22 protein-coding genes are annotated in these 24,273 nt (G+C 69.1%); 8 read left to right on the plus strand and 14 right to left on the minus strand.

The features are described from left to right. Positions 1-438, plus strand: a complete 438-nt coding sequence (locus tag CK951_RS16280; protein WP_096787319.1) for a hypothetical protein — start codon at positions 1-3, stop codon at positions 436-438. Between the two features lie 3 nt (positions 439-441). Here the strand turns inward: CK951_RS16280 and selD are convergent, their stop codons facing one another. The 5 genes from selD to CK951_RS16305 form a co-directional block, all read right to left on the minus strand. Beyond that, positions 442-1,500, minus strand: a complete 1,059-nt coding sequence (gene selD / locus CK951_RS16285; protein ID WP_096787320.1) for a selenide, water dikinase SelD — start codon at positions 1,498-1,500, stop codon at positions 442-444. A gap of 93 nt (positions 1,501-1,593) precedes the next feature. After that, complete coding sequence (locus tag CK951_RS16290) at positions 1,594-1,944, minus strand: ABC transporter related protein (protein ID WP_096787321.1); 351 nt, start codon at positions 1,942-1,944, stop codon at positions 1,594-1,596. A gap of 68 nt (positions 1,945-2,012) precedes the next feature. Beyond that, positions 2,013-3,278, minus strand: a complete 1,266-nt coding sequence (locus CK951_RS21925; RefSeq protein WP_096787322.1) for a methyl-accepting chemotaxis protein — start codon at positions 3,276-3,278, stop codon at positions 2,013-2,015. A 4-nt stretch (positions 3,279-3,282) separates the two neighbouring features. Beyond that, positions 3,283-3,585, minus strand: coding sequence for a hypothetical protein (locus tag CK951_RS16300; protein WP_096787323.1), 303 nt, complete (start codon positions 3,583-3,585; stop codon positions 3,283-3,285). Between the two features lie 201 nt (positions 3,586-3,786). Continuing rightward, positions 3,787-5,889, minus strand: a complete 2,103-nt coding sequence (locus CK951_RS16305; protein WP_096787324.1) for a sensor histidine kinase — start codon at positions 5,887-5,889, stop codon at positions 3,787-3,789. A 510-nt stretch (positions 5,890-6,399) separates the two neighbouring features. Between CK951_RS16305 and CK951_RS16310 the strand changes: the two genes are divergently transcribed. Beyond that, positions 6,400-7,989 (plus strand): sensor histidine kinase, encoded by a 1,590-nt coding sequence (locus tag CK951_RS16310; protein WP_096787325.1) that lies wholly within the window; start codon positions 6,400-6,402, stop codon positions 7,987-7,989. 90 nt (positions 7,990-8,079) lie between these two features. Here the strand turns inward: CK951_RS16310 and ilvD are convergent, their stop codons facing one another. Next, the gene (gene ilvD / locus CK951_RS16315; RefSeq protein ID WP_096787326.1) at positions 8,080-9,918 is read right to left on the minus strand and encodes a dihydroxy-acid dehydratase; all 1,839 of its coding nucleotides are present in this window, start codon (positions 9,916-9,918) and stop codon (positions 8,080-8,082) included. Between the two features lie 159 nt (positions 9,919-10,077). After that, complete coding sequence (locus tag CK951_RS16320) at positions 10,078-11,205, minus strand: sialidase family protein (protein ID WP_096787327.1); 1,128 nt, start codon at positions 11,203-11,205, stop codon at positions 10,078-10,080. 218 nt (positions 11,206-11,423) lie between these two features. Between CK951_RS16320 and egtB the strand changes: the two genes are divergently transcribed. Continuing rightward, complete coding sequence (gene egtB, locus CK951_RS16325; RefSeq protein ID WP_096787328.1) at positions 11,424-12,671, plus strand: ergothioneine biosynthesis protein EgtB; 1,248 nt, start codon at positions 11,424-11,426, stop codon at positions 12,669-12,671. Between the two features lies 1 nt (position 12,672). After that, on the plus strand, positions 12,673-13,605 hold the full coding sequence (gene egtD, locus CK951_RS16330; RefSeq protein WP_096787329.1) for an L-histidine N(alpha)-methyltransferase: 933 nt from the start codon (positions 12,673-12,675) through the stop codon (positions 13,603-13,605). Positions 13,606-13,706: 101 nt separating this feature from the next. On the opposite strand, the gene CK951_RS16335 is transcribed toward egtD, so the two are convergent. The 5 genes from CK951_RS16335 to CK951_RS16355 are packed head-to-tail and all read right to left on the minus strand — an operon-like array spanning position 13,707 to position 19,402. Continuing rightward, complete coding sequence (locus CK951_RS16335) at positions 13,707-14,162, minus strand: histidine kinase (protein WP_096787330.1); 456 nt, start codon at positions 14,160-14,162, stop codon at positions 13,707-13,709. Between the two features lie 47 nt (positions 14,163-14,209). Then, on the minus strand, positions 14,210-14,995 hold the full coding sequence (gene fabI / locus CK951_RS16340; RefSeq protein WP_096787331.1) for an enoyl-ACP reductase FabI: 786 nt from the start codon (positions 14,993-14,995) through the stop codon (positions 14,210-14,212). After that, the gene (locus tag CK951_RS16345) at positions 14,961-16,202 is read right to left on the minus strand and encodes an acetate/propionate family kinase (protein WP_096787332.1); all 1,242 of its coding nucleotides are present in this window, start codon (positions 16,200-16,202) and stop codon (positions 14,961-14,963) included. Before CK951_RS16345 ends, fabI begins: the two co-directional genes overlap by 35 nt. After that, complete coding sequence (locus CK951_RS16350) at positions 16,199-17,146, minus strand: phosphate acetyltransferase (RefSeq protein WP_096787333.1); 948 nt, start codon at positions 17,144-17,146, stop codon at positions 16,199-16,201. Before CK951_RS16350 ends, CK951_RS16345 begins: the two co-directional genes overlap by 4 nt. Before the next feature lie 42 nt (positions 17,147-17,188). Then, a complete protein-coding gene (locus CK951_RS16355) occupies positions 17,189-19,402 on the minus strand; it encodes a DUF3141 domain-containing protein (protein WP_096787334.1) in 2,214 nt (737 codons plus the stop codon). A 375-nt stretch (positions 19,403-19,777) separates the two neighbouring features. Here CK951_RS16355 and CK951_RS16360 point away from each other — a divergent pair, with 375 nt between their 5' ends. After that, positions 19,778-21,121, plus strand: coding sequence for a DUF3300 domain-containing protein (locus CK951_RS16360; RefSeq protein ID WP_096787335.1), 1,344 nt, complete (start codon positions 19,778-19,780; stop codon positions 21,119-21,121). Between the two features lie 4 nt (positions 21,122-21,125). Continuing rightward, positions 21,126-22,037 (plus strand): DUF2950 domain-containing protein, encoded by a 912-nt coding sequence (locus CK951_RS16365; protein ID WP_157764597.1) that lies wholly within the window; start codon positions 21,126-21,128, stop codon positions 22,035-22,037. Positions 22,038-22,116: 79 nt separating this feature from the next. On the opposite strand, the gene CK951_RS16370 is transcribed toward CK951_RS16365, so the two are convergent. Both CK951_RS16370 and CK951_RS16375 read right to left on the minus strand, forming a co-directional pair. Then, positions 22,117-22,470, minus strand: coding sequence for a potassium channel family protein (locus tag CK951_RS16370; RefSeq protein ID WP_096787337.1), 354 nt, complete (start codon positions 22,468-22,470; stop codon positions 22,117-22,119). Positions 22,471-22,476: 6 nt separating this feature from the next. Further along, positions 22,477-22,992, minus strand: a complete 516-nt coding sequence (locus CK951_RS16375) for an HdeD family acid-resistance protein (RefSeq protein WP_096787338.1) — start codon at positions 22,990-22,992, stop codon at positions 22,477-22,479. Between the two features lie 165 nt (positions 22,993-23,157). Between CK951_RS16375 and CK951_RS16380 the strand changes: the two genes are divergently transcribed. After that, complete coding sequence (locus tag CK951_RS16380; RefSeq protein WP_096787339.1) at positions 23,158-23,673, plus strand: alkylphosphonate utilization protein; 516 nt, start codon at positions 23,158-23,160, stop codon at positions 23,671-23,673. Positions 23,674-23,946: 273 nt separating this feature from the next. Next, a complete protein-coding gene (locus CK951_RS16385) occupies positions 23,947-24,210 on the plus strand; it encodes a DUF2934 domain-containing protein (RefSeq protein ID WP_096787340.1) in 264 nt (87 codons plus the stop codon). Positions 24,211-24,273 lie beyond the last annotated feature (63 nt).

Consider the following 24,273-nt stretch of genomic DNA (forward strand, 5'->3'; position numbering starts at 1 on the left):
ATGAGACTGAACCGACGCCGGGCGCTGCAACTGGCGGGTGCAACCGCGCTTCTTTCGGCGGCGGGGGGCTATGCCCTGACCCGCCGTCCCGAGGATCTGGTCCATTCGGTGCTTGAGCGCCACTTCGGGCCGCTCCGCATGGCCCGGGCCGATCTGGTGGCCTTCACCGAGGCCAGCCTGGCCCGTCACCGCTGGATCGAGCCGCCCTGGAAACTCGCCGCGGCCTTCGGCGCCGCCTATGACGCCGCGCTGGAAGGGCCGGCGCGGAAGCTGCTGCCCGAGGACTCTGCCGCGCAACTCGAGCGGTTCGAGCGGCATGTGCTGGGCGATGCGGTGCGCCTGACGGATATCGCGATGCGCAGCGACCCCGAAGGAGGGGTGAGCTTCCTCGGACCCTCGGCCTGCCTCAACCCCTATGCCCGGTTCGAGGAAGCCTGACCCTCAGCGGATCACCAGCCGCCCCGCACCCGCGGTCGCCTCGCCAATGACCGCCGCGGTCTGGAAGTCGTGCCGCGCGAAGATCGACAGCACCTCGTCCACCGCCGTTGCGGCACAGCTGACCAGAAGGCCGCCGCTGGTCTGCGGATCGGTGAGCAGCGCACGCTCATGGTCGGCGAAGCCCTGCGGCAGGTCGACGGCCGCGCCGTAGCTGTCCCAGTTCCGGCCCGAGGCGCCGGTGACGAAGCCGCGCCCCAGCAGCCCGCGGACAATGGACATGACCGGCACCCTGTCCCAGTCGATCCGAAGGTCGCAGCCCGATCCCCGCGCCATCTCCAGCGCATGGCCGGCAAGGCCGAAGCCGGTGACGTCGGTCAGCGCATGCACGCCCTCGACCGCGGCCAGATCCGGGCCGGGCGTGTTCAGCTTGGTGGTCGTGGCGATCATCTCGGCATAGCCCGCGGGATCCAGCTGTCCCTTCTTCAGCGCCGCCGACAGGATGCCGGTGCCCAAGGGCTTGCCAAGCACCAGCACGTCCCCCGGACGCGCGCCCGCGTTCTTGCGCACCCGGTCGGGATGGACGAGACCGAGCGCCACGAGACCATAGATCGGCTCCACAGAATCGATGGTGTGGCCCCCCGCCACAGGGATGCCGGCCGCGGCGCAGGCGGCGGCGCCGCCTTCGAGGATCCGTCCGATGGTCGTCCGCGACAGCACCGAGATCGGCATCCCCACCAGCGCCAGCGCCATGATCGGCCGTCCGCCCATGGCATAGACGTCGCTGATCGCGTTCGTCGCCGCGATGCGGCCGAAATCGTGCGGGTCGTCGACGATCGGCATGAAGAAATCGGTGGTGGCCACCAGCGCCTGCTCGTCGTTCAGCCGCCAGACGGCCGCATCGTCCGAGGTTGCCGTTCCGACCAGCAGATCGGGGGGCACCGGCAGCGCCGGGGCGGCGCGGAGAAGCTCGGACAGCACACCGGGCGCGATCTTGCAGCCGCACCCGCCCCCGTGCGAGAGCGAGGTGAGCCTCGGTTCGGCAGCGGTATCGGTGTCGTTCATCTGGCCTCTCCTGGCAGTCCGGCTCCGGGCGAAGGGATGGGCCGGTTGGCCGGCCATGTCAACGCAGGCCCCACCGCACGGCCTGCCGCGTCGTCAGCCCGCCAGCAGGGACCGCGCCAGCAGCGTGTCCGCGTCCGGATCGCCGGGAGCGGGCCGGGCCGTGTCATCATGCAGGAACACGAGCCGCAGGCCACCGCGCGCCGCCATGGGGTCAGCGCCCAGCCCGTCGCGAAGCAGGCCCGCCAGCCCCGGCGTCGTGCCGATCAACGAGGCGAGGCGCTCGCACAGCTGGCTGTCCGCGGCCAGTTCGGCCGCGGTCGCGCCAAGGGCGAAGCCGTCGTCGAAGGCGTCTACCCGGTCCTCGAACCAGGCATCCGCACGGCGCAGGGCGGTCCAGAGCGCCCGCGCCGGAAGCGCGATCTCGATGATGAGGAGGCTGTCCATGCCGACCTCTACCGCCCCCTGCGCCGGCCGGGCAACGCGGGGTTCTGCCGCAGCCGCCGGCGGGCGGATCAGGCGGCGGCCCGGACCCGCGCGACCATCGCCCCGCCATCGGCCGATGCAGGGCGCGGCGCGGTCTGGCCGTCGTCCACCGCGATGTCGTCGATCCGCGAGATCGCGATGCCGACTTCGGCCAGGCCCGCCGACTGCTGCGCCGCGCCGGCGGCGATGGCACCCACCAGATCGTCGAGGTCCGACACCGCCGTCGCGATCCGGGTCAGCGCCTCGCCGGTCTCGACCACCAGCCCCGCGCCCTCGGACACCCGATGCGAGGAGGTCGTCACCAGACCGCGGATCTGCTGCGTCGCATCCGCGGACCGCTGCGCGAGCTTGCGCACCTCGGCGGCCACGACCGAGAACCCGCGACCGGCCTCGCCCGCGCGTGCCGATTCCACAGCGGCGTTCAGCGCAAGCAGGTCGGTCTGGCGCGCGATCTCGTCGATCACGGTCACGATCCGGCCGATCTGGCCGGCCGAGTCCTCGATGCCCTTCATCGCGGCCGTGGCCCGCTCGACGATCGCCTGGGATCGTGCGGCATCCTCGCGGGCGCGGGTCGCGACGGCGCGGGCACTGGCGGAACCGTCCGCGGCCGATCGCGAGGTCGCGGCGATCTGCTCCACGGCGGCGGCGGCGCGCTGGCCTTCGGCGCGCGTGCGTTCCGCCGCGGCGACCGCCCGTTCCCGCGCAGCCTCGGCCTCCATCCGCGCGGCCGCGGCCTGTTCGGCACTCTCGGCGAGCCGTGCCCGGGCGGCGCTGACCTCGGCCGCGGTCCGGGCGCGCTGAAGGATCGACAGCAGCAGGACCGCTGCCTCGAACACGACGATGGCGGCATGGAACACCGTCCGGATCAGGTTCTCCGACAGGTCCGCCGAGGGATAGACCAGCGCCGGCAGCGCGACCGCGAGCACGAGGTGATGCACGGCCGTCACGCCGACCGCGAGCAGCAGCGCCGGGATGCTGGACATCATCGCCACGATGGCGAGCATCGCGAAGAACAGCATGTGCGTGTCGATCTGCCAGCGGTGCCCGGCGAAGGCCGCCGTGAAGGCGATGCAGTGCCCGATCAGCGAGACCGCCAGAAGCATCGGCCGCGAGCGCGGGCTCACGCGCACCGCGATCAGGCCGAGCGCGGCGAAAAGCGGGGACGCCAGCAGGACAGGGAGCAGCGGACCCCCGACCAGCAGCGCCGCAAGTGGAGCTACGGGTAGCATTCCCATCGCGACCACACGTGCGACAGTCGTCGGATCGGCGGCTTCGGGTTCAATCGGATCTGACATCGGGTTACCTGTCGGGGTTACAGAGGAAATCGAGGGCCGCGGGGCTGAGCACGGCCCAGGCCCCCGCCGCCCGGAGAGCTTCGACCGAGGCCCCGCCTGCCAGCATCGCCATGGGGGCGCCGGCAGGTCCGACCGCTTCCCCGCCGGCCGCCGCAATGACGCCTGCAGGTCCGCCGCCCCAGGGGGCGGAGACGACCAGGAACGGCCCGTCACCAGGGGGCGCAGCGCCGGAGGCCAGCGCCGCAACCTCGAGCCCGAGGCAGGCGGCCAGACCGACAAGAAGCGCGGGCAGAATCGGAACTCTCATCCGATCTGCATAATCCCATGAAGTTAACGGACAAGCGGCCTAACCCTAATCGCGAAAGGCGCACATCCGGATGGATGTTCACCCCCTGCGTGCAAGGGGGCAAACGCCCGAGGCGGAGGTCGGGAGGCGGGCTCCTCAGCCGCCCGCAGGGTGACGCGCCGGGGGCGCCCGGCGCCGACGCGCCGGCCGTCCCCCCCCGGATCAGCGGGCTGCCACCCGGCCCTGCCGGGTGCGCGGGATGCGCAGGGTGAACACCGTGCCCTTGCCGACCTCGCTGTCGAAGGTCAGCCGGCAGCCGGTAACCTCGGCCAGGCGGCTTGCGATCGTCATGCCGATGCCGGCGCCGCTGATCGTGCCATTCTCGTGGCCGAGCCGCTGGAACGCCTTGAAGACATCCGCCTTCAGGTCCGGCGCGATGCCGACACCCGTGTCCTGCACGAACAGGTCCACGGCATCGGGGGAGGTCAGTGCGAAGCCCACCTTCACGGTGCCGCCGGGGACGTTGTACTTGACGGCATTCGAAAGCAGCTGGTCGAGGATGCGGCTCAGCATCTCGGTATCGCCGATCACCGAGGGCAGCGGCTCCTCCGGCTTCACGAGGGTGATGGTCACGTCGCGCCGCTGCGCCTCGGGGCGGGCGCGGTCACAGGCGCCCTGCACCAGCGGCAGCACGTCCATCGAGGAGGTGGACAGCCGCTGGTCCTGCCGCTCGAGACGGCTGAGCTCCAGCACGGCATCCACCAGCCGCACGAGGTTCCAGCCGGCCGTCGAGATGGCCTGCACATGCTTCATCCGCTCGCCCTCGAGCTTGCGGCCCTCGGAGATCTCCAGCAGTTCGGCATAGCCGATGATCGAGGTGAGCGGTGTCCGCAGCTCGTGGCTCATCGCCGACAGGAAGTTCGACTTCGCGCGGTTCGCGGCATCGAGCTTGTCGCCCATCGTGGTCAGGTGCTCGCCCACGGTCTGCAGCTCGCCGATCTCATAGGGCGGCGCGGGCGGGACCGTGTTGCCTTCGCTGATCAGCACCATCCGCTGCTCGAGATCGGCCAGCGGCCGGGCCACACGCTCGCTCATCACCGAGGAGCGGCGCCAGAGATAGGCGAAGAAGACGGCATAGAACAGCACGAGGATGCCCAGCATCACCTTGCTGACGAAGCTGAGCTGCTCGCGCAGGTTGCTTGCCTCGACCAGCAGGCTGTCCTCGCTGGTCAGCAGCAGCAGCCGCCAGTTCGGCCCCGCGATGGTCGACCATGCCGCGATCATCGGGCGCTGCATGTCGACCTTGCGCACCCCGTCCGGCTGGGACTGCATCGCGATCGCGATCTGGGACAGCTCCGAGCGGCGGAAGATGTTGAACTCGGCCGGCTTGAACGTGTCCTTGAGGATCGCCTCCTCGTAGCCGTGGTCCAGCAGTTCATTCACGCCAAGGTCGCTTTCCGCCTCGGAGGGCAGGGCGAGGATCGTGCCGTCGCGCCCGACGAGGATGGCGTAGCCGTCGCCGGGCAGCTTGATGTTCAGCACCTGCTCGACGATCGTCTTGATCGTCACGTCGATGCCGACCACCGCCTCGAGCCGGTCCGGGCCACTGTAGACCGGCGCGATCGATGAAACCATCCAGCCATCGCCCGCCGGATCGACATAGGCATCGGTCCAGACCGGCCGGCGCGAGGGATTATGCTCCTGATCCGCCTCGTAATAGAAATTGTAGCTGGGGATGTCCATCTTCGGCGCATAGATGTCCAGCACGTCGAAGTAGGGATAGATCCGGTTATAGGAGTCGTGGGTATTGAGGTAGAGCTGCGCAATGAGCGGATCGCTCTCCTTGATCGATTTCATGATCGGGTCGAGGCGCACCGTGCGCCAGACCTTTTCCCTTTCGGCTTCGCCAATCGGAACGACGCCCGAAAAGAACACGGCCGATCCGCCGGTGTCGCGCGTCGTGTAGAAAACCCCGTCCGGCGAATAGGCATGGCGGGCCTTCTCGGCTTCCGACACCTCCGCCGGCGTCGCAAGGGCACGACCGGTCTCGTCGGCATAAATCCGGGTGGCGGCGGAGATGCTTTGCAGCCGGTGAGCGATGATGTTGGCCTCGCGCACCGAGACATCGCGCAGCGTATCCGTCGAGATCCGCGTCAGGGCCGATGCGCTGCGGTCATAGACCACCTGGCTCGTGAACCAGTAGATCCCGACGAACCCGAGTTCGATCAGAAGCAAGGGGACCAGCGCCGCCTTGATGTAGGATCGCCAGAGCCATTTCTTCAATGGCACCGGAGAAACAGCCGCCGCTTCCATGCTCCGGACCATTGAACGAAATCCTCAATGCCATTAACAAGCAAGGTCGGCTTTTATCGCCTTTCGGGCAATGTGTAAAGTTTACAGGCCCATAGGAGGCTTAATCCTGACCTAACGTGGGTCGGGATACATCCTTTCGGATCGGGGCCCTTTGTGGTGCCGGCTTTTGGCCGGACGTGCGGCGCGGAAACGCTTATTCTCGGAATGGTGGCAGACTTTCCGGAAAAGCGTCCTTCGTCAAGGCGTCCTGAGTCCGGACTGATCATTCGTGCCGGCATCCGCTACGTCGCTGAGGGGCCAGTCCGTGCAGCCCCGTCCCCATGGCCTTCCCCCTCGGCCAGAGGTCCGACCCCGCTTTCTCGGCCTTCGCCTGCCGGGCGGCGGGCGAAGCGGCCCCGGCGCAGGTCGCGGCCGGCAGCCTCCGGCGGTCCCGATCCGGCCCCCTGCGGCCCGAGCGCGGATTGCGCCCGCCACGGCTTTCGGCGATGGTCGAGGCATGAGGGGTCCCCCCCGGAGCGCATCATGAGATCGGTTCCCTTTACCACCCTGAGACTTGGCGCCGGGCTCTTCGCCCTGTGCGGGATGGTGATCTGGGCGGCCTGGTCCTGGCGCGACGCGCTGTCGGGCTTCGAAGAGCAGGGCGTCGGCAATGCGCGGCTGATCTCCCTCTATGCCGAGCGGCTGGTCCAGACCCAGATCATCCTGCAGCAGGCCACGCTCCGGGACCTGAAGGTCGCGCCTCAGGGGCACGTCAGTTCGAGGGATTTCCGCAATTTCCTCACGGCGATCGGATCGGCGCAGGAAGCCTCGGCCGGGCTTGCCGTCTATTCGAACAGTGGTCAGCTTCTCGCGGCGAGCGAGACCTTTCCGGAGGGGTTCCGCTTCCCGCACGAAAGCTTCCGCGCCGCGCGGGCGGCCGGCACGCGCGTCTATATCGACCGCCACCGCACGGCGGACCCGCTCAATGACCTGCTGTTCGTCGCGATTCCCCTCGACGAGGCCGGTGCCGGCGGCATCTTCGTGTCGATGCTGACGCTGAACTCGATGCGCCGCTTCCTGATCCAGGTCGCGCCGGCACCGGGCGAGGCGGCCTCGCTTCTGCGCTCGGATGGGCTCCTGATCCTGCGACGCGACGTGACGAAACCCGTCGTGCTGGAGCCGCACTCGCCGGCGCGGCAGGCGATCGCCGAAGCGGACCACGGCGCCTTCCGCAGCGTTGCGGTCACGGACGGGATCGACCGGCTCTACACCTACACCCGCGTGGGGCAGTTGCCGCTTTATGCCAATTACGGCGTTCCCGTCGCGTCGGTCCGGGCGGACTGGCTGGTGCGCGTCATCCCGGTCTGGCTGTTTCTCGGCTCGCTCGCGGTCTTCACCTTCGTGCTGACCGGCCGGATGCGCCGCGCACTGCAGAAGGACATCGAGGCGCTGGCCACCCGGCAGGAACTGGAAGCGACGCAGAAGATCGCCGAGCAGCGCGCGCAGCTCATGCAGGAGCTGAGCCATCGGGTGAAGAACAACCTGGCGCTGGTGCTCGCGCTGATCGACCGGCAGGTCCGGCGGCTTGGCCAGGTGCATGCGCAGGATCTCAAGGGCCGGATCCAGGCCATTGCCGAGGTCCATTCCATGCTCTTCGCCGCCGGGGGCAGATTCGAGCTGGACTTCGGCGGCCTCATCGACCGGCTGGGCAAGAGCCCGGCGCTGATTCCCCCGGAACGGCGGATCACCGTGGACAGCCGGATCGAACCGGGCATCTGCCTTGGTCCCGACAGCGCGGTGCCGCTGGCGCTGGTCGCGGCGGAGTTGCTGACCAATGCGGTCAAGTATGCCTTTCCCGACGGGCGGCCGGGGTGTATCCGCGTTGCCCTTGAACGGGTAGGCACGGACGAGGCGCGGCTCACCATCGCCGATGACGGCGTGGGAATGTCCAAGGAGGCGGAGGCCCGCAGCTCGGGCCTTCAGATCGTCGCGGCCCTCGTCCAGCAGGCCGAGGCCACCCTTGAGCGGACGACAGGCACGGGCACGAGCTATGAATTGACCTTTCCGATCCGGGGGCACGTGCCGCTGCCGATCTCGGCCGGGCAGGACCGGAGGACGGTCGGGGCGGGCTGAGCCGCGCGTGCGAGCGCCCGGCATCGACCGGGAAGACGGCCCCCCGCCGGATCGACAGGCCCGCCGCACCGGCGGCGGACCCGGAGTGGATCACTGGGGAAGGATGCGGATCGCACCCTTGTCCGCGGAGGCCGCGAAGCGGGCATAGACCTTCAGCGCCTGCGACACATGGCGCTTGCGCGGCGCGGAGGGCTTCCAGCCGGCGGCATCCTGTTCCGTCCGCCGCGCGGCCAGCTCGGCCTCGGGCACCGCGAGGGTGATGGTGCGGTTCGGGATGTCGATCTCGATCCGATCCCCCTCGCGCACGAGGCCGATGGCGCCACCCGAGGCCGCCTCGGGCGAGACATGGCCGATCGAGAGGCCCGAGGTGCCGCCCGAGAACCGCCCGTCGGTGATCAGCGCGCAGGCTTTGCCCAGGCCCTTCGACTTGAGATAGGAGGTGGGATAGAGCATCTCCTGCATGCCCGGCCCGCCCTTCGGGCCCTCGTAGCGGATCACCACCACGTCGCCCGCCTGCACGCCGCCGTTCAGGATGCCCAGCACCGCGGCATCCTGGCTTTCGAACACCCGGGCCGGACCGGAGAACACGAGGATCGACTCGTCCACCCCCGCGGTCTTCACGATGCAGCCGTCAGGGGCAAGATTGCCCTTCAGCACCGCCAGCCCGCCGTCCTTCGAGAACGGCGTCGCGGCCGAACGGATCACCCCATGCGTGCGGTCGGTGTCGAGCGACGGCCAGGTCGAGGACTGGCTGAACGCGACCTGCGTGGGCACGCCGCCCGGCGCCGCAAGGAACAGCTCGCGCGCCTCGGGATCGTTCGAGCGCGCGATGTCCCAGCGGTCAATGGCATCGCCCAGCGAGGGCGCATGAACCGTGAAGCAGGCGCGATGGATCAGGCCGGCGCGATCCAGCTCGCCCAGGATCGCCATGATGCCGCCCGCACGATGCACGTCCTCGATATGCACGTCGGCCTTGTTCGGCGCGACCTTGCACAGGCACGGCACCTTGCGCGACAGCGCGTCGATGTCGTCCATGGTGAAGTCCACCCCGCCTTCCTGCGCGGTGGCCAGGATGTGCAGCACGGTGTTGGTCGAGCCGCCCATCGCGATGTCCAGCGCCATGGCATTCTCGAACGCGGCCTTGGTGGCGATGGCGCGGGGCAAGACGCTTTCGTCATCCTGTTCGTAGTAGCGGCGGCAGAGATCCACGATCCGGCGGCCCGCTTCCAGGAACAGCCCCTTGCGGAAGCCGTGCGTGGCCAGCGTCGAGCCGTTGCCGGGCAGCGACAGACCCAGCGCCTCGGTCAGGCAGTTCATCGAGTTCGCGGTGAACATCCCCGAGCAGGAGCCGCAGGTCGGGCAGGCGGCCTTCTCGATGGCGCTCAGGTCGGCATCGCTCACCTTGTCGTCGGCGGCCGCCACCATCGCATCGACAAGGTCGAGCGCGACGGTGCGCCCGTCGCCCAGCGTGACCTTGCCGGCCTCCATCGGCCCGCCCGAGACGAAGATCGCCGGGATGTTCAGCCGCATCGCGGCCATCAGCATGCCGGGGGTGATCTTGTCGCAGTTCGAGATGCAGATCATCGCATCCGCGCAATGCGCGTTGACCATGTATTCGACCGAATCCGCGATCAGCTCGCGCGAAGGCAGCGAGTAGAGCATCCCGTCATGGCCCATGGCGATGCCGTCGTCGACCGCGATGGTGTTGAACTCCTTCGCGACGCCGCCGGCGGCCTCGACCTCGCGCGCGACCATCTGGCCAAGGTCCTTGAGGTGGACGTGGCCGGGCACGAACTGGGTGAAGGAGTTGACGATGGCGATGATCGGCTTGCCGAAGTCGCCGTCCTTCATGCCCGTCGCCCGCCAGAGGCCACGGGCGCCGGCCATGTTGCGGCCATGGGTGCTGGTGCGGGAACGATATGCGGGCATGTCTGGACTTTCCGGCTGGCAACTCTCGGCGCTGACGACTGCGCCTTCGGCACCCAAAAATCAACCCTTTTGCTGAGTGCCTGGATGCCCGCATCCGGCACGCCCTCCCTCCACGCGCCGGAAAGGGAGGGCGTTGCGGGGCCGGTGGCTCCGCGCCCGTCAGGCCCGCTGCAGGACCTTCACGCTGAAGACGGTGGGCAGGTGGCGCGCGATCTCGGTCCAGTGCTCGCCCTCGTCGGTGCTGGCGAAGATCGAGCCGCTGTTGGTGCCGAAATAGACCCCGGCCGGGGTGGCCTCGTCGGTGGCCATCGCCTGCCGCAACACCGTGAAGAAGCAGTCGCGTGCAGGCAGGCCCTCCTGCCGGGCCGACCAGCTTTCGCCCCCGTCCGAGGTCTTCCAGACCGCAGCCGAGGCGCCGGGCGGGAAGCGCCCAGCCGTGTCGCCGTTCAGCGGCAGCACCCAGACCGTCGCTGGATCGCGCGGATGGACCGCCACGGGAAAGCCGAAGGTCGAGGGCAATCCTGCGGTGATCTCGTGCCAGCTGCGCCCGCCGTCCGGGCTGCGGAACACGCCCTGATGGTTCTGCTGGTAGAGAAGGTCGCTGCCCGGCGCACGCACCATGTTGTGAACGCAGAGCCCCACCTCGTCGCTGCCGGCCGGCGCGTTGGAGCGGCGGTTGCGCCGGTCCCATGTCGCACCGCCGTCCTCGCTGGCGAAGACCCCCGCGGCCGAGATCGCAAGCCAGATCCGCGACGGGTCGTCGGGCGCCGCAACGATCGTGTGCAGCGTCAGCCCCACACCGCCCGGCTCCCATCCGGGGGCCGAGGGGTGATCGGTCAGCGTCTCGACCGCTGTCCAGCTTTCGCCGTCGTCGTCGCTGGCCAGCAGCATGGCAGGACGCGCCCCGGCATGGAGGCGCCGCCCCGCGCGGCCGAGCGACCAGATCGAGTCGATGCGCCCGTCGAACGGGGCAGGCGGGTCGGGCTGCCGGCCGATCTGGTCCGCGAAGGCCGGATCCTCGCGCAGGAAGGCGTCGAACTTGCCGGTGGCGAGCTTCGACAGCCGCCAGGTTTCGCCGCCATCGACGGATCGCCACACGCCCGCACCGGGCCATTCGCCGCCGCCGCCGGCCCAGATCGTCCCGCTCTCGGGGTCGCCGATGACATGGTTGATCGGCCAGCCGTCGCAGAACGGGCCGCGCAGGGCCCAGCTTTCGCGTCGGGCGTCCCCGTCGATAAGGAAGGCACCCTTCGAGGTTCCGATCAGCAGGGTCAGTGCTCCGGGCATCGCTCTCCTCCCTTCCACGCAGCCGGGCGAGGCTAGCACGGCGCGGACGAGTCGGCCGGATTTTCTCGGATGGACAATCGCACCGCGCCGCGTCCGGACCCGGCACCGCATCGGCGGCGTTCTGCCTGCAGGGCCGGCCCGGCCCGGCGCGGGACATCCGAAGGTGGACCCGCACCGGCCCGGCCCTAGTTGCACAGGACCCTGAGGAGGATCGCCGGATGGCACAGCTTCACCCCGCAGAGCCCCTGTCACGGACGGATGCGCATGAACTTTTCGTGCAGACCCGCGCCATGACCGGCCGGCTCGCCGCGCCGCTGGCGCCCGAGGACATGATGCTCCAGTCGATGGAGGATGCGAGCCCGGCCAAGTGGCATCTGGCCCATACGACATGGTTCTTCGAGGAATTCATCCTCAAGGTCCACCAGCCGGGCTATCGCTCGCCCGACGACCGCTTCGCCTTCCTGTTCAACTCCTATTACGTGCAGGCCGGCCCGCGCCACACCCGGTCCCGGCGCGGGCTGGTCTCGCGTCCGGGGGTGCAGGCAGTGCTCGACTACCGCGCCCATGTCGATGCGGCGCTGTCCGGCCTGCTGGATCGCACCGACGCGCCCGAGGTGACGGCGCTGGTCGAACTGGGCTGTCACCACGAGATGCAGCATCAGGAACTGCTGGTGACCGACCTGCTGCACGGGTTCTCGTTCAACCCGCTGCTGCCGACCTACCGCGACCCCGAGCCGATGCCGGTCACGGCCGAGGTGCCGCTGACCTTCACGCAGCATCCGGGCGGGCTGGTCGAGATCGGCCATGCCGGCGGCGACTTCGCCTATGACTGCGAGGGGCCGCGGCACCGCTGCTGGCTCGATCCCTACCGGATCGCGAACCGGCCGGTAACGAACCGCGACTGGATCGCCTTCATCGAGGACGGCGGCTATGCGACCCCGACGCTCTGGCTGATGGAGGGCTGGGCGGTGCGCGAGCGCGAGGGTTGGGACTGCCCGCTCTACTGGTGGCAGCAGGACGGGGCGTGGTGGACCTATACGTTGCGCGGCCCGCAGCCGGTCAACCTCGACGCTCCGGTCTGCCACGTGAGCTACTACGAGGCCGACGCCTACGCCCGCTGGGCGGAAGCGCGCCTGCCCACCGAAGCGGAATGGGAGGTGGCCTTCCGCGACCGTCCGATTTCCGGCAACTTCCTCGAGTCCGGTGCCCTGCGCCCGCTGCCGGGGGGCGGGCCATGGGGCGACGTCTGGGAATGGACGCAGAGCTCCTTCAGCCCCTATCCCGGTTTCCGCCCGCCCGAGGGCGCGCTTGGCGAATACAACGGCAAGTTCATGGTGAACCAGCAGGTCCTGCGCGGCGGGTCCTGCGCGACGCCGCGTCTGCAGATGCGGCCCACCTACCGCACCTTCTTCTACCCGCACCAGCGCTGGCAGATGCTCGGGCTGCGGCTGGCGAGGGAAGCCTGACATGGACACCCTCGTCATCCGCAACCCCGAGTTGCTGGCCGCCGCCCTGCGCGGCCTGTCCCTGCCGCAGAAGCGCATGGAGCCGAAGTGGTTCTACGATGCGCAGGGCAGCGCGCTGTTCGAGCGCATCACCGACCTGCCGGAATACTACCCCACCCGGACCGAGATCGGCATCCTGACCGCCGAGGTCGACCGCCTTGCCGCCCATGTGCCCGAAGGGGCGGAACTGGTCGAACTGGGCAGCGGGGCGAGCGTCAAGACGCGCCTGCTGCTCGACCACCTGACGGGGCTGTCGGCCTATGTGCCCGTCGACATCTCGGCCGAGTTCCTTGCACGGACTGCGGGGCGGCTGTCGGCGACCTATCCCGACCTTCCGATCCACCCCGTGGTCGCCGACTTCACCCTGCCGCTGACCCTTGCCGACGAAGGGCATCCGCGGGTGGCCTTCTTCCCCGGCTCGACCATCGGCAACCTCGACCGGGACGGGGCGCTCGCGCTGATGCGCTCGGTCCGGCGCTGGCCGGGCGTGGAGAGCTTCATCGTCGGCATCGACCTGATCAAGGACGAGGCCACGCTGGTGCGGGCCTATGACGATGCCGCCGGCGTGACGGCGGCGTTCAACCTGAACCTGCTCCACCGGATGAACCGCGAGATCGGCGCGGATTTCGAGCCGGACCGCTTCGCCCATCTCGCGCGCTGGAACGCCGAAGACGCCCGGATCGAGATGCACCTCGTCAGCCGCGAGGATCAGACGGTGCGGATCGCCGGCCGCCTGTTCCGCTTCGCGGCAGGCGAGACGATCCACACCGAGAACAGCCACAAGTTCTCGCGCGGATCTTTCGCCGCGATGGGACGCGAGGCCGGCTGGAACCTGCGGGACTTCCTGACCGACCGGGAAGAGAAGTTCGGGATCGCGGTGCTGGGCCGCGACTGACGGGGCAGACCCTTGCCGCGACGGCGGGCTTTGCGGCAGACAACAGCGGGGCGCCCGGTGACTGCATCACCGGGCACCCGAGCGGTGGGCGACGCTTCGTGTCAGATCCGGTCTTCTTCCCAGTTGAGGAACAGCCCGACATCGCCGGGCATCCCGCCCGGGAAGTTGATGATGCTGGCCTTCAGCTTGTAGCCCTGCGGTTTCGCCACCTCGACATAGCGGTCATAAAGCTCCCGCGCCTTGCCTTGCAGCGTCTCCGGCCAGAAGGACTCATGGTTGTGGATCGCGCGGCCGCTGTCGGTACAGAGGTCCGAGGGGAAGCTGTAGACCAGCGCCTCGAACTTGCCGTTGTTGACGGCATTCTGCACCAGCTTCTGAATGGCCGCGCGCTCTTCGTCGGTGACGTGCTTGGTCAGGAAATCATCGGCAAACTTGCGCAGCTGGTCGTCCTTCTTGCTGCGCTCGGCATCGCGCTTCGCCATTTCCTCCAACTCGCGCTTCAGGATCATCATGCGAAGGTCCTCGGCGCTTTTCACATTCGGCGTCGTCTCGTTCATCAGCAGTTCCCCCTTCAGGCGTTCGCGGCCGGTCCCGTGTGCCGGCCTCAGTCGATGATGTGATAGCCCCCGTCGACATAGATGACCTGGCCCGTCATCAGCCGCGCCGCATCCATGGCGAGAAAGGCAGTGGCGGCGCCGACGTCGTCGATGCTGACAAGGGACCGCGCCGGCGCATCCTTGCGGGCCTTGTCCAGAAGCTCGTCGAACTCGGGAATGCCCGAGGCGGCCCGCGTCGCCAGCGGACCGGGCGAAATCGCATGCACGCGGATCCCCTTCGGCCCCAGTTCGGCCGCCATGTAGCGCACGGCACTTTCCAGCGCGGCCTTGGCCACCCCCATGATGTTGTAGTTCTCCACCACCATCTGCGAGCCATAGTAGGTCATGGTGAAGAGCGTCCCGCCCTTCGGCATCAGCGGCTCTGCCAGATGCGCCATCCGCAGGAAGGACCAGCACGAGACGTCCATCGTCTTCAGGAACCCATCGCGCGGGGCATCCGTCACCCGGCCCTGCAGCGTGTCCTTTGGCGAGAAGGCGATGGAGTGCAGCACGAAGTCGAGCGTGCCCCAGTCCTGCGCGATGCGGTCGAACACGGCCTCGAGCTGGCCTTCCACCATCACGTCCATCGGCATGACGATGGGCGCCTCAAGCTCGCGCGCCAGCGGCTCGACATGCGGGCGGGCCTTCTCGTTGAGGTAGGTCACCGCAAGCTCGGCGCCGAGCGCCCGGAAGGCGCGGGCGCAGCCCCATGCGATGGACTGGTCGTTGGCGATCCCGACGACCAGTCCGCGCTTGCCCTCAAGCAGTTTCGCTCTGGCGGTCGGGATTGTCATGGCGGTCTCCGGCGGGATGAGGGGAAAGGTTCAGCAGGGCGGCGGTGTGGCGGGCGATCATCAGCCCTTCGTCGGTCGGGATGACGAAGACGCCGACGCGGCTCTCGTCCGACGAGATCCGGGTCTCGCCGGCCGCGTTGCGCGCGGGGTCGAGCGCGGCGCCGAGCCAGCCCAGACGGTCCACGATCGCGGCGCGGATCGCGGGGGCGTTCTCGCCCACGCCCGCGGTGAAGACGATGCCGTCCAGGCCGCCAAGCGCCGCCGCCAGCATCCCGGCATTCAGCGCACAGCGATAGACGAAATGCCCGACCGCGAATGCCGCGCGTTCGTCCGGACTGTCAAGAAGGTCGCGCATGTCGTTGGACACGCCTGACAATCCCTTGAGGCCGCTCGACCTGTAGAGCATGTCGCTCACCTCGTCCGCGCTCATGCCCTTCTGTGCGATCAGGTGGAGCACCACGCCGGGGTCGAGTTGCCCGGGACGGCTGCCCATCGGCAGGCCGTCGAGCGCGGTGAAGCCCATGGTGCTCTCGATGCTGCGGCCGTTGCGCAGGGCGCACATCGATGCGCCACTGCCCAGATGCGCGACGATCACCCGGCCGGTCGCAAGGTCCGGGGCGACCTGCGGAAGCCGGCTGGCGATGAATTCATAGGAAAGGCCGTGAAAGCCGTAGCGGCGGATGCCCTCGTCGTGCAGGTGGCGGGGCAGCGCATACCAGTCGGCGTGTTCCGGGTGGTTGCGGTGGAAGGCCGTGTCGAAGCAGGCGACCTGCGGCAGGTCCGGTTCGGCCTGCAGCAGCAGCCGGATCGGCGCGAGATTGTGCGGCTGGTGCAGCGGCGCCAGATGCTGAAGCGCGGAAAGGCGGTCCAGCACCTCGGGCGTGACGCGCACGGGGCCGTCATGGGCTGGCCCGCCATGCACGACACGGTGGCCCACCGCCTTCAGGGCAAGGCCGGGAAGCTGGCGCAGCCAGTCCCGCGCGATGGCGATGCCGGCGGGCACGTCGGGCACGGCTTCGGCTGGATGGCTCTCGTCCACCAGCACGGCCCCCGACCCATCCGTGGCCACCAGCCGCGGATGGGTGCCGATGCCATCCACCTGTCCCTTGAAGCGGCGCGAAAGTCCTTTCGCTTCAATGTCGAACAGCTGGAACTTCAGGCTCGACGATCCCGCATTCACCACCAGGAGGATGTCCTGCAGACTCATTCCGCGGCCACCTTGATGGTCCTGCGACAGGCCGCGGCATAGAGTGCGGCCGCCGCGCAGGAGGCCATGCGCGCCCGCACCGGATCGGCGCGCGAGGTCAGGATGATCGGCACCCGCGCCCCCAGCACCAGCCCCGCGGCATCGGCATGTGTCAGGAAGGTCAGGTTCTTTGCCAGCATGTTCCCCGCCTCCAGATCCGGCACCACGAGGATCTGCGCATGTCCCGCCACCTCGGAATCGATGCCCTTGATCCGCGCGGCCTCGGGGTCGATCGCATTGTCGAAGGCGAGCGGGCCGTCCAGCAGCCCGCCGGTGATCTGGCCGCGCTCGGCCATCTTGCAGAGTGCGGCGGCATCGAGGGTCGAGGGGATCTTGGTGGTGACGGTCTCGACCGCCGACAGGATGGCGACGCGCGGCTTGGTGCGCAGGATGGCCGTCCAGAGGTCGATGGCGTTCTGGACGATGTCGCGCTTGTCATCGAGATCGGGGAAGATGTTGATCGCGGCGTCGGTGATGAACAGCGTCTCCTCGTGGCCCGGCACGTCCATCACGAAGACATGGCTGATCCGGCGCGCGGTGCGCAGCCCGGTCTGCTTGTCGGTCACCTCGCGCATCAGCTCGTCGGTGTGCAGGCTCCCCTTCATCAGCAGCTCGCCCCGCCCGGCCCGGATCATCGCCACCGCCTGCGCTGCGGCCGCATGGCTGTGCGGCGCGTCGACGATCTCGGTTCCGCCAAGGTCAAGGCCGCATTGCGCGGCGACGGCGCGGATCCGCGCCTCGGGCCCGACGAGGATCGGCACGATCAGCCCGGCCGCGGCGGCCTCCATCGCCCCGCGCAGCGAGGTCTCGTCGCAGGGATGCACCACGAGCGTGACCGGCGGAACCTCGGCCTGGGCCGCGGCGATCAGCCGGTCGTATTTGGAAGGCGTGGCAGGGATCTGCATGAACTCTCTCCTTCCCGTGGCAGGCGCCGGCGCGCCCGCGGACTATTTCGTCACCGCCTTGACCTTGGACGGTTCCCGCGCGGGCTGGTCCGCCGCCGGCCCGGACAACTCCGGCGTGGTCGGCGCAAAGATCGCCTCGACCCGGCGGAGCCGGCGCCCGGCCTCGGCAGTCAGCGGCCCGCGCGCGGCGACGATCTCCCGGATCACCTCGAGTGCGGCCCGGCGCACCTCGGGCCGGTCGGGCAGCAGCCCCGGCACGGCGGCCATGGCGGCCTCCTCGTCGATCTCGAGCATGTAGTTCTGCCGCCGGACCAGCAGCTTGAACTGGTCGAGCGGCAGCCGGTCGCGGGCCTTCTGTGCCTTCCTCAGCCGCCGGATGACCTCGAAGGCGCGTTCGTCGGCCGAGCCGAGGGCGCGCGAGACGTGCAGGAGGCTGCGGATCACCGCCGCATCGATCCCGCCGGCAGAGAAGTCGGCGCGCAGCTCCTTCATCCGCTCCTCGACCAGCAGGCGGTGCAGCAGGCTCCGCGGCGCGGCCTTGGGCCTGCGGTTCGATCCCCGCTCGATCCCGAGCGCGGCCTGCAGGACCGGTGAGCCGTAGATCTGGCGGAACGTCTCCTCCGACAGCTTCTCGACGGACTTGCGCCAATCGTCGAGTCCGCGGACGATCTGGCGCGACATCTGCTCCTGCAGGGCGAGGAAGGGGTTGTCGGGCGCGGCCGGCCGGCGGTTGGTGCGGACCTGAGCCGCGGCCCCTGTGATCCAGGCCATGAACGGGTTGGACCTGCCGAACATCCCGTATTGCAGGCGCAGCGGATGCAGTTCGCGCATCGTGCGCGCCACCGGCTCGCTGACCATCGCACGCACCGCCGGCTGGGCGAAGGTGCGATAGAGCGCAAGGTTGATCTCGGACACCCGTGCCGCGGCGGCGAAGCGGCGCTCGTCCTCGAGATCATTGCAGCCAAGGGCGCGGATGTCGTCGAGGCCGCGAGGCTCCAGCCGCAGCCGCCAGTCGCCTCCCACAAGCTCGGGCCGGTGCGTCTCCTCCTCCCGCGGGGTCAGCACCGCCTCGTAAAGCCCGGGCGGCAGCACGTCGATCAGGTCGATGTTCGAGGCGAACTCGTCATGCTCCTTCCGCGCGACGCCGGACGAGACGAAGATGCCGAGATGCCCGACGGTATCGTGGACGGTGTAGACGATGGTCTGGCCGTAGCGGCGGATCTCGTCCTCGCTCTCGTAGAGGTCGAGGATCCAGTCCAGCGCCTGGGCCGGCGGGGTGATGTTGTCGCCCTTCGAGCAGAACACCACGATGGGCGAGCGGATGTTGCGCAGGTCGATCACGGTCCCGGCGTCGTCCCGGATCTCGCCGGCGGCCAGCTTGTTGCCGACGAAGAGGTCGTCCACGATGAACTGCATCTCCTCGGCGTTCAGCGTGACATGGCCGCCCCACCATTTCTCGAAGCCGAGGTAACGCTCGGCCTCGGTATCGATCTTGGAATAGAGGTTATACTGCTTGGTCCAGAGCGTGTTGGCGGGGTTCTGGTTCTCGAAGTTCTGCACGAGCCAGGCGCCGTCGAAGGTGCCGGCGCCCAGATCGCCCGCCAGCGCGGTCAGCCAGCTGCCGCCGAGCAGCCCGCCCGAGTAGCGCATCGGATACTGCCCCGTGACGCCAGCCCAGTAGGAGAGCGGCGTGCCCGCCACGATGACCGGCCCGAACAGCTCCGGCCTCAGCGCGGCAAGCATCATGACCGACCAGCCTGCCTGGCAGTTGCCGATCACGCAGGGCCTGCCCTCCGCCTCGGGGTGAAGGGCGATCACCTTCTCGAGAAAGACCGCCTCGGCGGCGATCACGTCGGGGATGGTCTGGCCCGGCACGGCGTCGGGCAGGAAGCCCACGAAGTAGCAGGGATGGCCCGCCTTCATCGCGACGCCGATCTCGCTGTCGGCCTTGAAGCCGCCGATGCCCGGCCCGTGACCCGCACGGGGATCGACCACGACAAAGGGCCGCATCTGCGGATCGGGTGCGGCGCCTTCCTCGGGCAGGATCCTTGCCAGAATGTAGTTGACCGGCCGGGGCAGGGTGCGGCCGTCGCAGACCAGCTCGGCGCGGAAGTTCAGGACATGCGGGGCGATCCCCTCGGCCTGCTCGGCATACTGCTCCGCCCGCTGGCGCATCACGTCGAGGAACAGGGTGGCCCGCTGGGCCGCGTCGAGGACATATTCCGACGCATCGGTCGGCTTCGGCATGGTGGGCATGGTCGTCTCTGCTCCTTCGGGATCAGGCGGCACGCTTGCCCGGCAAGATTTTCGGGCAGGACCCCCGGCCGCATTGATCCTGATCAACCGGAACCCTGCGGTTTGCGCGGACCGGCAGGGATGTGGTTTTCCCTTTGGAGGGCCGGACGCAAGGCTTAACATGTTACACGCGTAACATCGCTTGGCGGGTCTGGCCCGCTGGACGTATCCTGCCCGAGCCGGAGGCGCTGGCGGTTCCCGCCGCCTTCCCGCCTTGGGCGACAGGAGCGGAGAGGCGGCGCTTTCCGCGATCATCAGGTGAACATCCGTCCCGCAGGGGCCGGGGGTCGAGTGCCCCCGTCGCGCCATGGGACGGTGGCCCTTCGGGAGGACAGGATGCTGCGCAAGTTCAATCCGGTGCTCGTGGCGATGACGGTCGCGGCCGGCATGACGGCAGGGGCGCCCCTTTGGGCGCAGGAGGCGACGGTGACACCGGCTCCCGCCGCCGCGCCGGCCGCGCCGGCCGCGCCCGCGCCCTCGCTGCTGTCGCCGGACGAGATCGACACGCTGATGGCGCCGGTCGCGCTTTTTCCCGACCAGTTGCTCACGCAGATCTTCATGGCCACGACCTATCCGCTGGACGTGGTGAAGGCGGACCGCTTCCTGAAGTCGTCCACGGCGCTGTCCGACAAGGAGCGCGCCGATGCCGTCGAGACGAAGGATTGGGACCAGAGCGTGCAGGCACTGGCCGCAGGCTTTCCCGACCTGATCGGGCGCATGGCAGAGCACATCGACTGGACCGAACAGGTGGGCGATGCCGTCCTTGTCCAGACCGACGACGTGCTCGACTCGATCCAGCGGCTGCGCGCGCAGGCGGAGGAGGCCGGCCATCTCGCCTCGAACGAGGCGCAGACGGTGACGGTGGCGGCGGACGACACCATCACCATCGCGCCGGCCAATCCCCAGGTCGTCTATGTCCCGACCTATGACACCGAAACCGTCTATGTCCCCTCGACGGCTCCGCCGCCGACCGAGACGGTGATCTACGGGGACGGTGGCGCCGATGTGGGCGACGCGCTGCTGACCGGCGCCATGGTCTTCGGCAGCGCCATGATCCTTGACGAGATCTTCGACGACGACGACGACCACTGGCACGGCTACTGGGGTTCGGGCGACATCGACTGGGATGACGGCGACCTGCGGGTGGGTCGCGACATCGACATCGACGGCGACGTCAACATCGACCGCAACCGCGTGGACATCGATCGCAACCGGATCAGCGGCGACCGGATCACGGCGGGCGGCGACCGGACGGCCATCGCCGGCAACCGGATCGGCGACCTCGACCGCGAGGGCCTCGACCGCGAGCGCGACCGGAACTTCCGGCCCGACATGGCAAAGCGCGACGAAGCCCGGAAGAAGATCGAGACGCGGAAATCCACCGGCCAGCCGGTGGCTCGCCTGAACGACGGCGTGCAGCGTCCCGCCGGTGCGGGCCAAAGGGCCGGCACCAGCCCGAGGCCGAAGCAGGCCGCGGCCAAGCGGCCGTCGAAGCCGAAGGCATCCGCCTCGTCGCGGCCGACCAAGGTCTCGAAGCCTTCGCGGCCCTCCAAGCCCCGCGCTCATGCGGCGTCGAAGCCGCCGCCCGCCTTCCAGCGCAGCGGCGGGTCGCGGGCCAAGGCGGCATCGAGCCGCGGCCGCTCCAGTGCCGGTCGGTCCGGTGGGCGTGGGAGGCGCTGACATCATGACGAACATCCCGACCAGAGGCTTGACGACCGCGCTGCTCGGATGTCTCGCGGCATCCGCGGCGGCGGAACCCGCCCGCTTCGCCAGCCCTGAAGAGGCCGTCGAGGCGCTCGTCGCGGCGGGAGAGGCGGCGGACCGCGCGGCCATCCTCAGGATCTTCGGACCGGAGTTCGAGGATCTGATCTTCACCGGGGATGCCGAAGCGGATGCGGCGGCACGGACCGGCTTCCTGCACGACTACGGCGTGCGGCACCGGATCGACCGCGGCCCCGACGAGGCGATCCTGCATATCGGACGCGAGGACTGGCCGTTCCCGGCCCCCATCGTGCGCAAGGACGAGGGCTGGTCCTTCGATGGCGAAAGCGCGCGCGAGGAAGTCCGGCTGCGCCGCATCGGCCTGAACGAACTGGACGTGATCGATGTGATGCGGGCGGCCGTCAGGGTGCAGGCGCTCTATCGCCAGACCGACCATGACGGCGACGGCGTGCTGGAATTCGCCGCCGGCATCCTCAGCACGGCGGGCACGCGGGATGGCCTCTACTGGCCCGACGAACCGGGAACGGAGCAGAGCCCGATCGGGGCCTTCATCGCGCGCGCCTCGGCGGATGGCTACAATTTCGACGGCACCGACAGCGCGCCCGAACCCTATCTCGACTACTACTTCCGCATCCTGCAGAAGCAGGGTCCCTCGGCCCCCGGCGGCGAGATGGACTACATGGTCAATGGCAACATGCTCGCCGGGCACGCGATCCTGGCCTATCCCGCCAATTACGGCGAGACCGGGATCATGAGCTTCATGGTCGGCGAGAACGGGATCGTGCTCGAGGCCGACCTCGGTCCGGACACGCTGGCCATCGGCAACGAGACCACCGTCTTCGACCCGGGAGAGGGCTGGACAGCCGTGGAATGAACCTGTTGAGGGCCGGGAGGGTCGGCTGCCGGCCCCCCGTCGCCCGCCGGGTCGTGGCCGCGGCGCTGGCTGAGCTTCGTCACTCCTCGGGGGCGTCCCGGTCGGTCCGCTCGCGGTGCGCGTTGCGGATCATGTGGTCGGCCAGCGCCGCGGCGAAGGTCACGAACAGCCCGATCCCCGTCAGGATGTAGAACACGGTGAAGAGCTTGCCGACATCGGTCCGCGGTGCCAGGTCGCCGAAGCCGACCGTCGCGATGGTCACGACCGAGAAATAGAACGCATCCACCCAGCGCCAGCCCTCCACCAGCCGGTAGAAGACGGTCGCCCCGCCGATCTCGGTCGCCGTCAGGCCCGCGATCACTGCCAGCCGCGGATCGCCAAGAACCCCCTTGAGGCCGAAGACCGCGTTCCCGACAAGCCTGACCCGCGGCATGCCCGGTCAGGCCCGGCGCCGGATCTGCAAGGCCAGCGCGGTCAGCATCGCCCCGCTGGAGATCAGCTCGATGGCCAGCAGCACGCCGAGCAGGATCGCGGCCGAGGCCGGGAAGTCCGAAAGAACCATCGCGCCGAGCAGCACCGACAGCGCGCCGGACAGCAGCATCGGCCAGAAGATCGGCGTCGTCCGCAGCACGAAGGACAGCGCCACCTTGGCCAGGCCGCTGACCAGGAAGAATATCGCGGCCAGCAGCGTCAGCGCGATCAACCCCTCGAGCGGCCGCGCCAGCAGCGAGATGCCGATGACGAGGCCGAAGGCCCCCACCACGCCGGTCCAGAAGCGGGCGGCGCCAGGACCGCCGCGGAAGGCTGAGAAAAGCTGCAGCGCCCCGGCCACGAGGAACAGCAGGCCGGTCAGATGCTCTGCCGTCAGGCTGGCCGCAAACGGATTGACCAGCGCAAGGATGCCGCCGGTCAGCGAGACCAGACCGGCTATCAGACACAGGACCCAGAAGCTCATGAACAGTCACCCTTGAAATCCCGGCATCTGCCGGCAGGGCCATACTGGGCGAAACCATCCCTCCTTGTCCATCTGCGCCGGGCCGCGGCGGCATCGTCGCATTGCGCGTCCGCATGGCGGGATGTAGGGGAACCATCCGCCCCACGGGAACGACAGGAGACGCCGATGCCGCAATGCTCCCTCTGCCAAGGCCAGGAGGCGACCCTGCTGGAGGTGGGGCCGCGGGGCGACAGTGTCCCGGTATGCGCGACCTGCCGGGCAGGCATCGAGGCGGGTCCCGTGGACGCGCCGCACTGGCAATGCCTGAACGAGGCGATCTGGAGCCCGGAACCCGCGGTTCAGGTGCTGGCCTGGCGTCTCCTGAAGGCCATGCCGGAAGCGCCCTGGGCGCGCGACCTGCTCGACATAGCAATGCTGGAGGCGGACACGCTCGCCTGGGCCGAGGCGGGGGCTTCGGGCGCTGCCACGATCGTGCACCGCGACACCCACGGCGCCGTGCTGTCGAGCGGAGACACCGTCACGCTGATCAAGGACCTGCCGGTGAAGGGTGCGGGCTTCACCGCCAAGCGCGGCACCGCCGTGCGCAACATCAGCCTTGTGCCTGACAACGAGCGCCAGATCGAAGGGCGTGTCGAAGGCCAGCGCATCGTGATCCTGACCGAGTTCGTCAAGAAGTCCTGAGGCGCCCGACGGCCCTGGCCGTGGTGCCCTGAACCGGGCTCGGTCCAACCGGCGCGGGAAGATGATGCCTCCTGCGACCTCCGTCCGGTCTTCAGCGCCACCTCGGGCGAAGAAACTGCTTGCCGCGGCAGCAGATCCCGGCCGATGCGTCCACCCATCGGCAGAAGCCATGCCAAACGGCTTGGCAGACTGCGCCCGACGGCCATATTGTGCCGCAGGCTTTGCCCAAGGGGCTGGAGGCTCAACATTCACCATCACCGGAGGGAGACCCTCATGAACGACGACCGCGAAGTCCGCATCCGCCAGCGCGCCTACGAACTCTGGGAGACGGCAGGACAGCCCGAGGGCTGCGAGCAGGAGCATTGGTATCTCGCCGAGGCCTCGGTCGCCGCCGAGGAGGAGCCGGCAGCGCCCGCTCCGAAGCCGCGCGCCCGCAAGGCCAAGGTCGAGGCCGAAGACGCCGCGCCGGCACGGACAAAGGCGGCCGCTGCGCCGAAGAAGCCGCGCCGGAGCAAGTCGGCCGAGAACGCGGCCTGACATCAGGGTGAATCCACTCGGGGATCAGCGCCTGTCGTGGTCGCTGGTCCCGCGATCCGGAAG

The sequence above is a fragment of the Rhodobacter sp. CZR27 genome (assembly GCF_002407205.1).
In the GTDB taxonomy this organism is placed as follows: domain Bacteria; phylum Pseudomonadota; class Alphaproteobacteria; order Rhodobacterales; family Rhodobacteraceae; genus Cereibacter_A.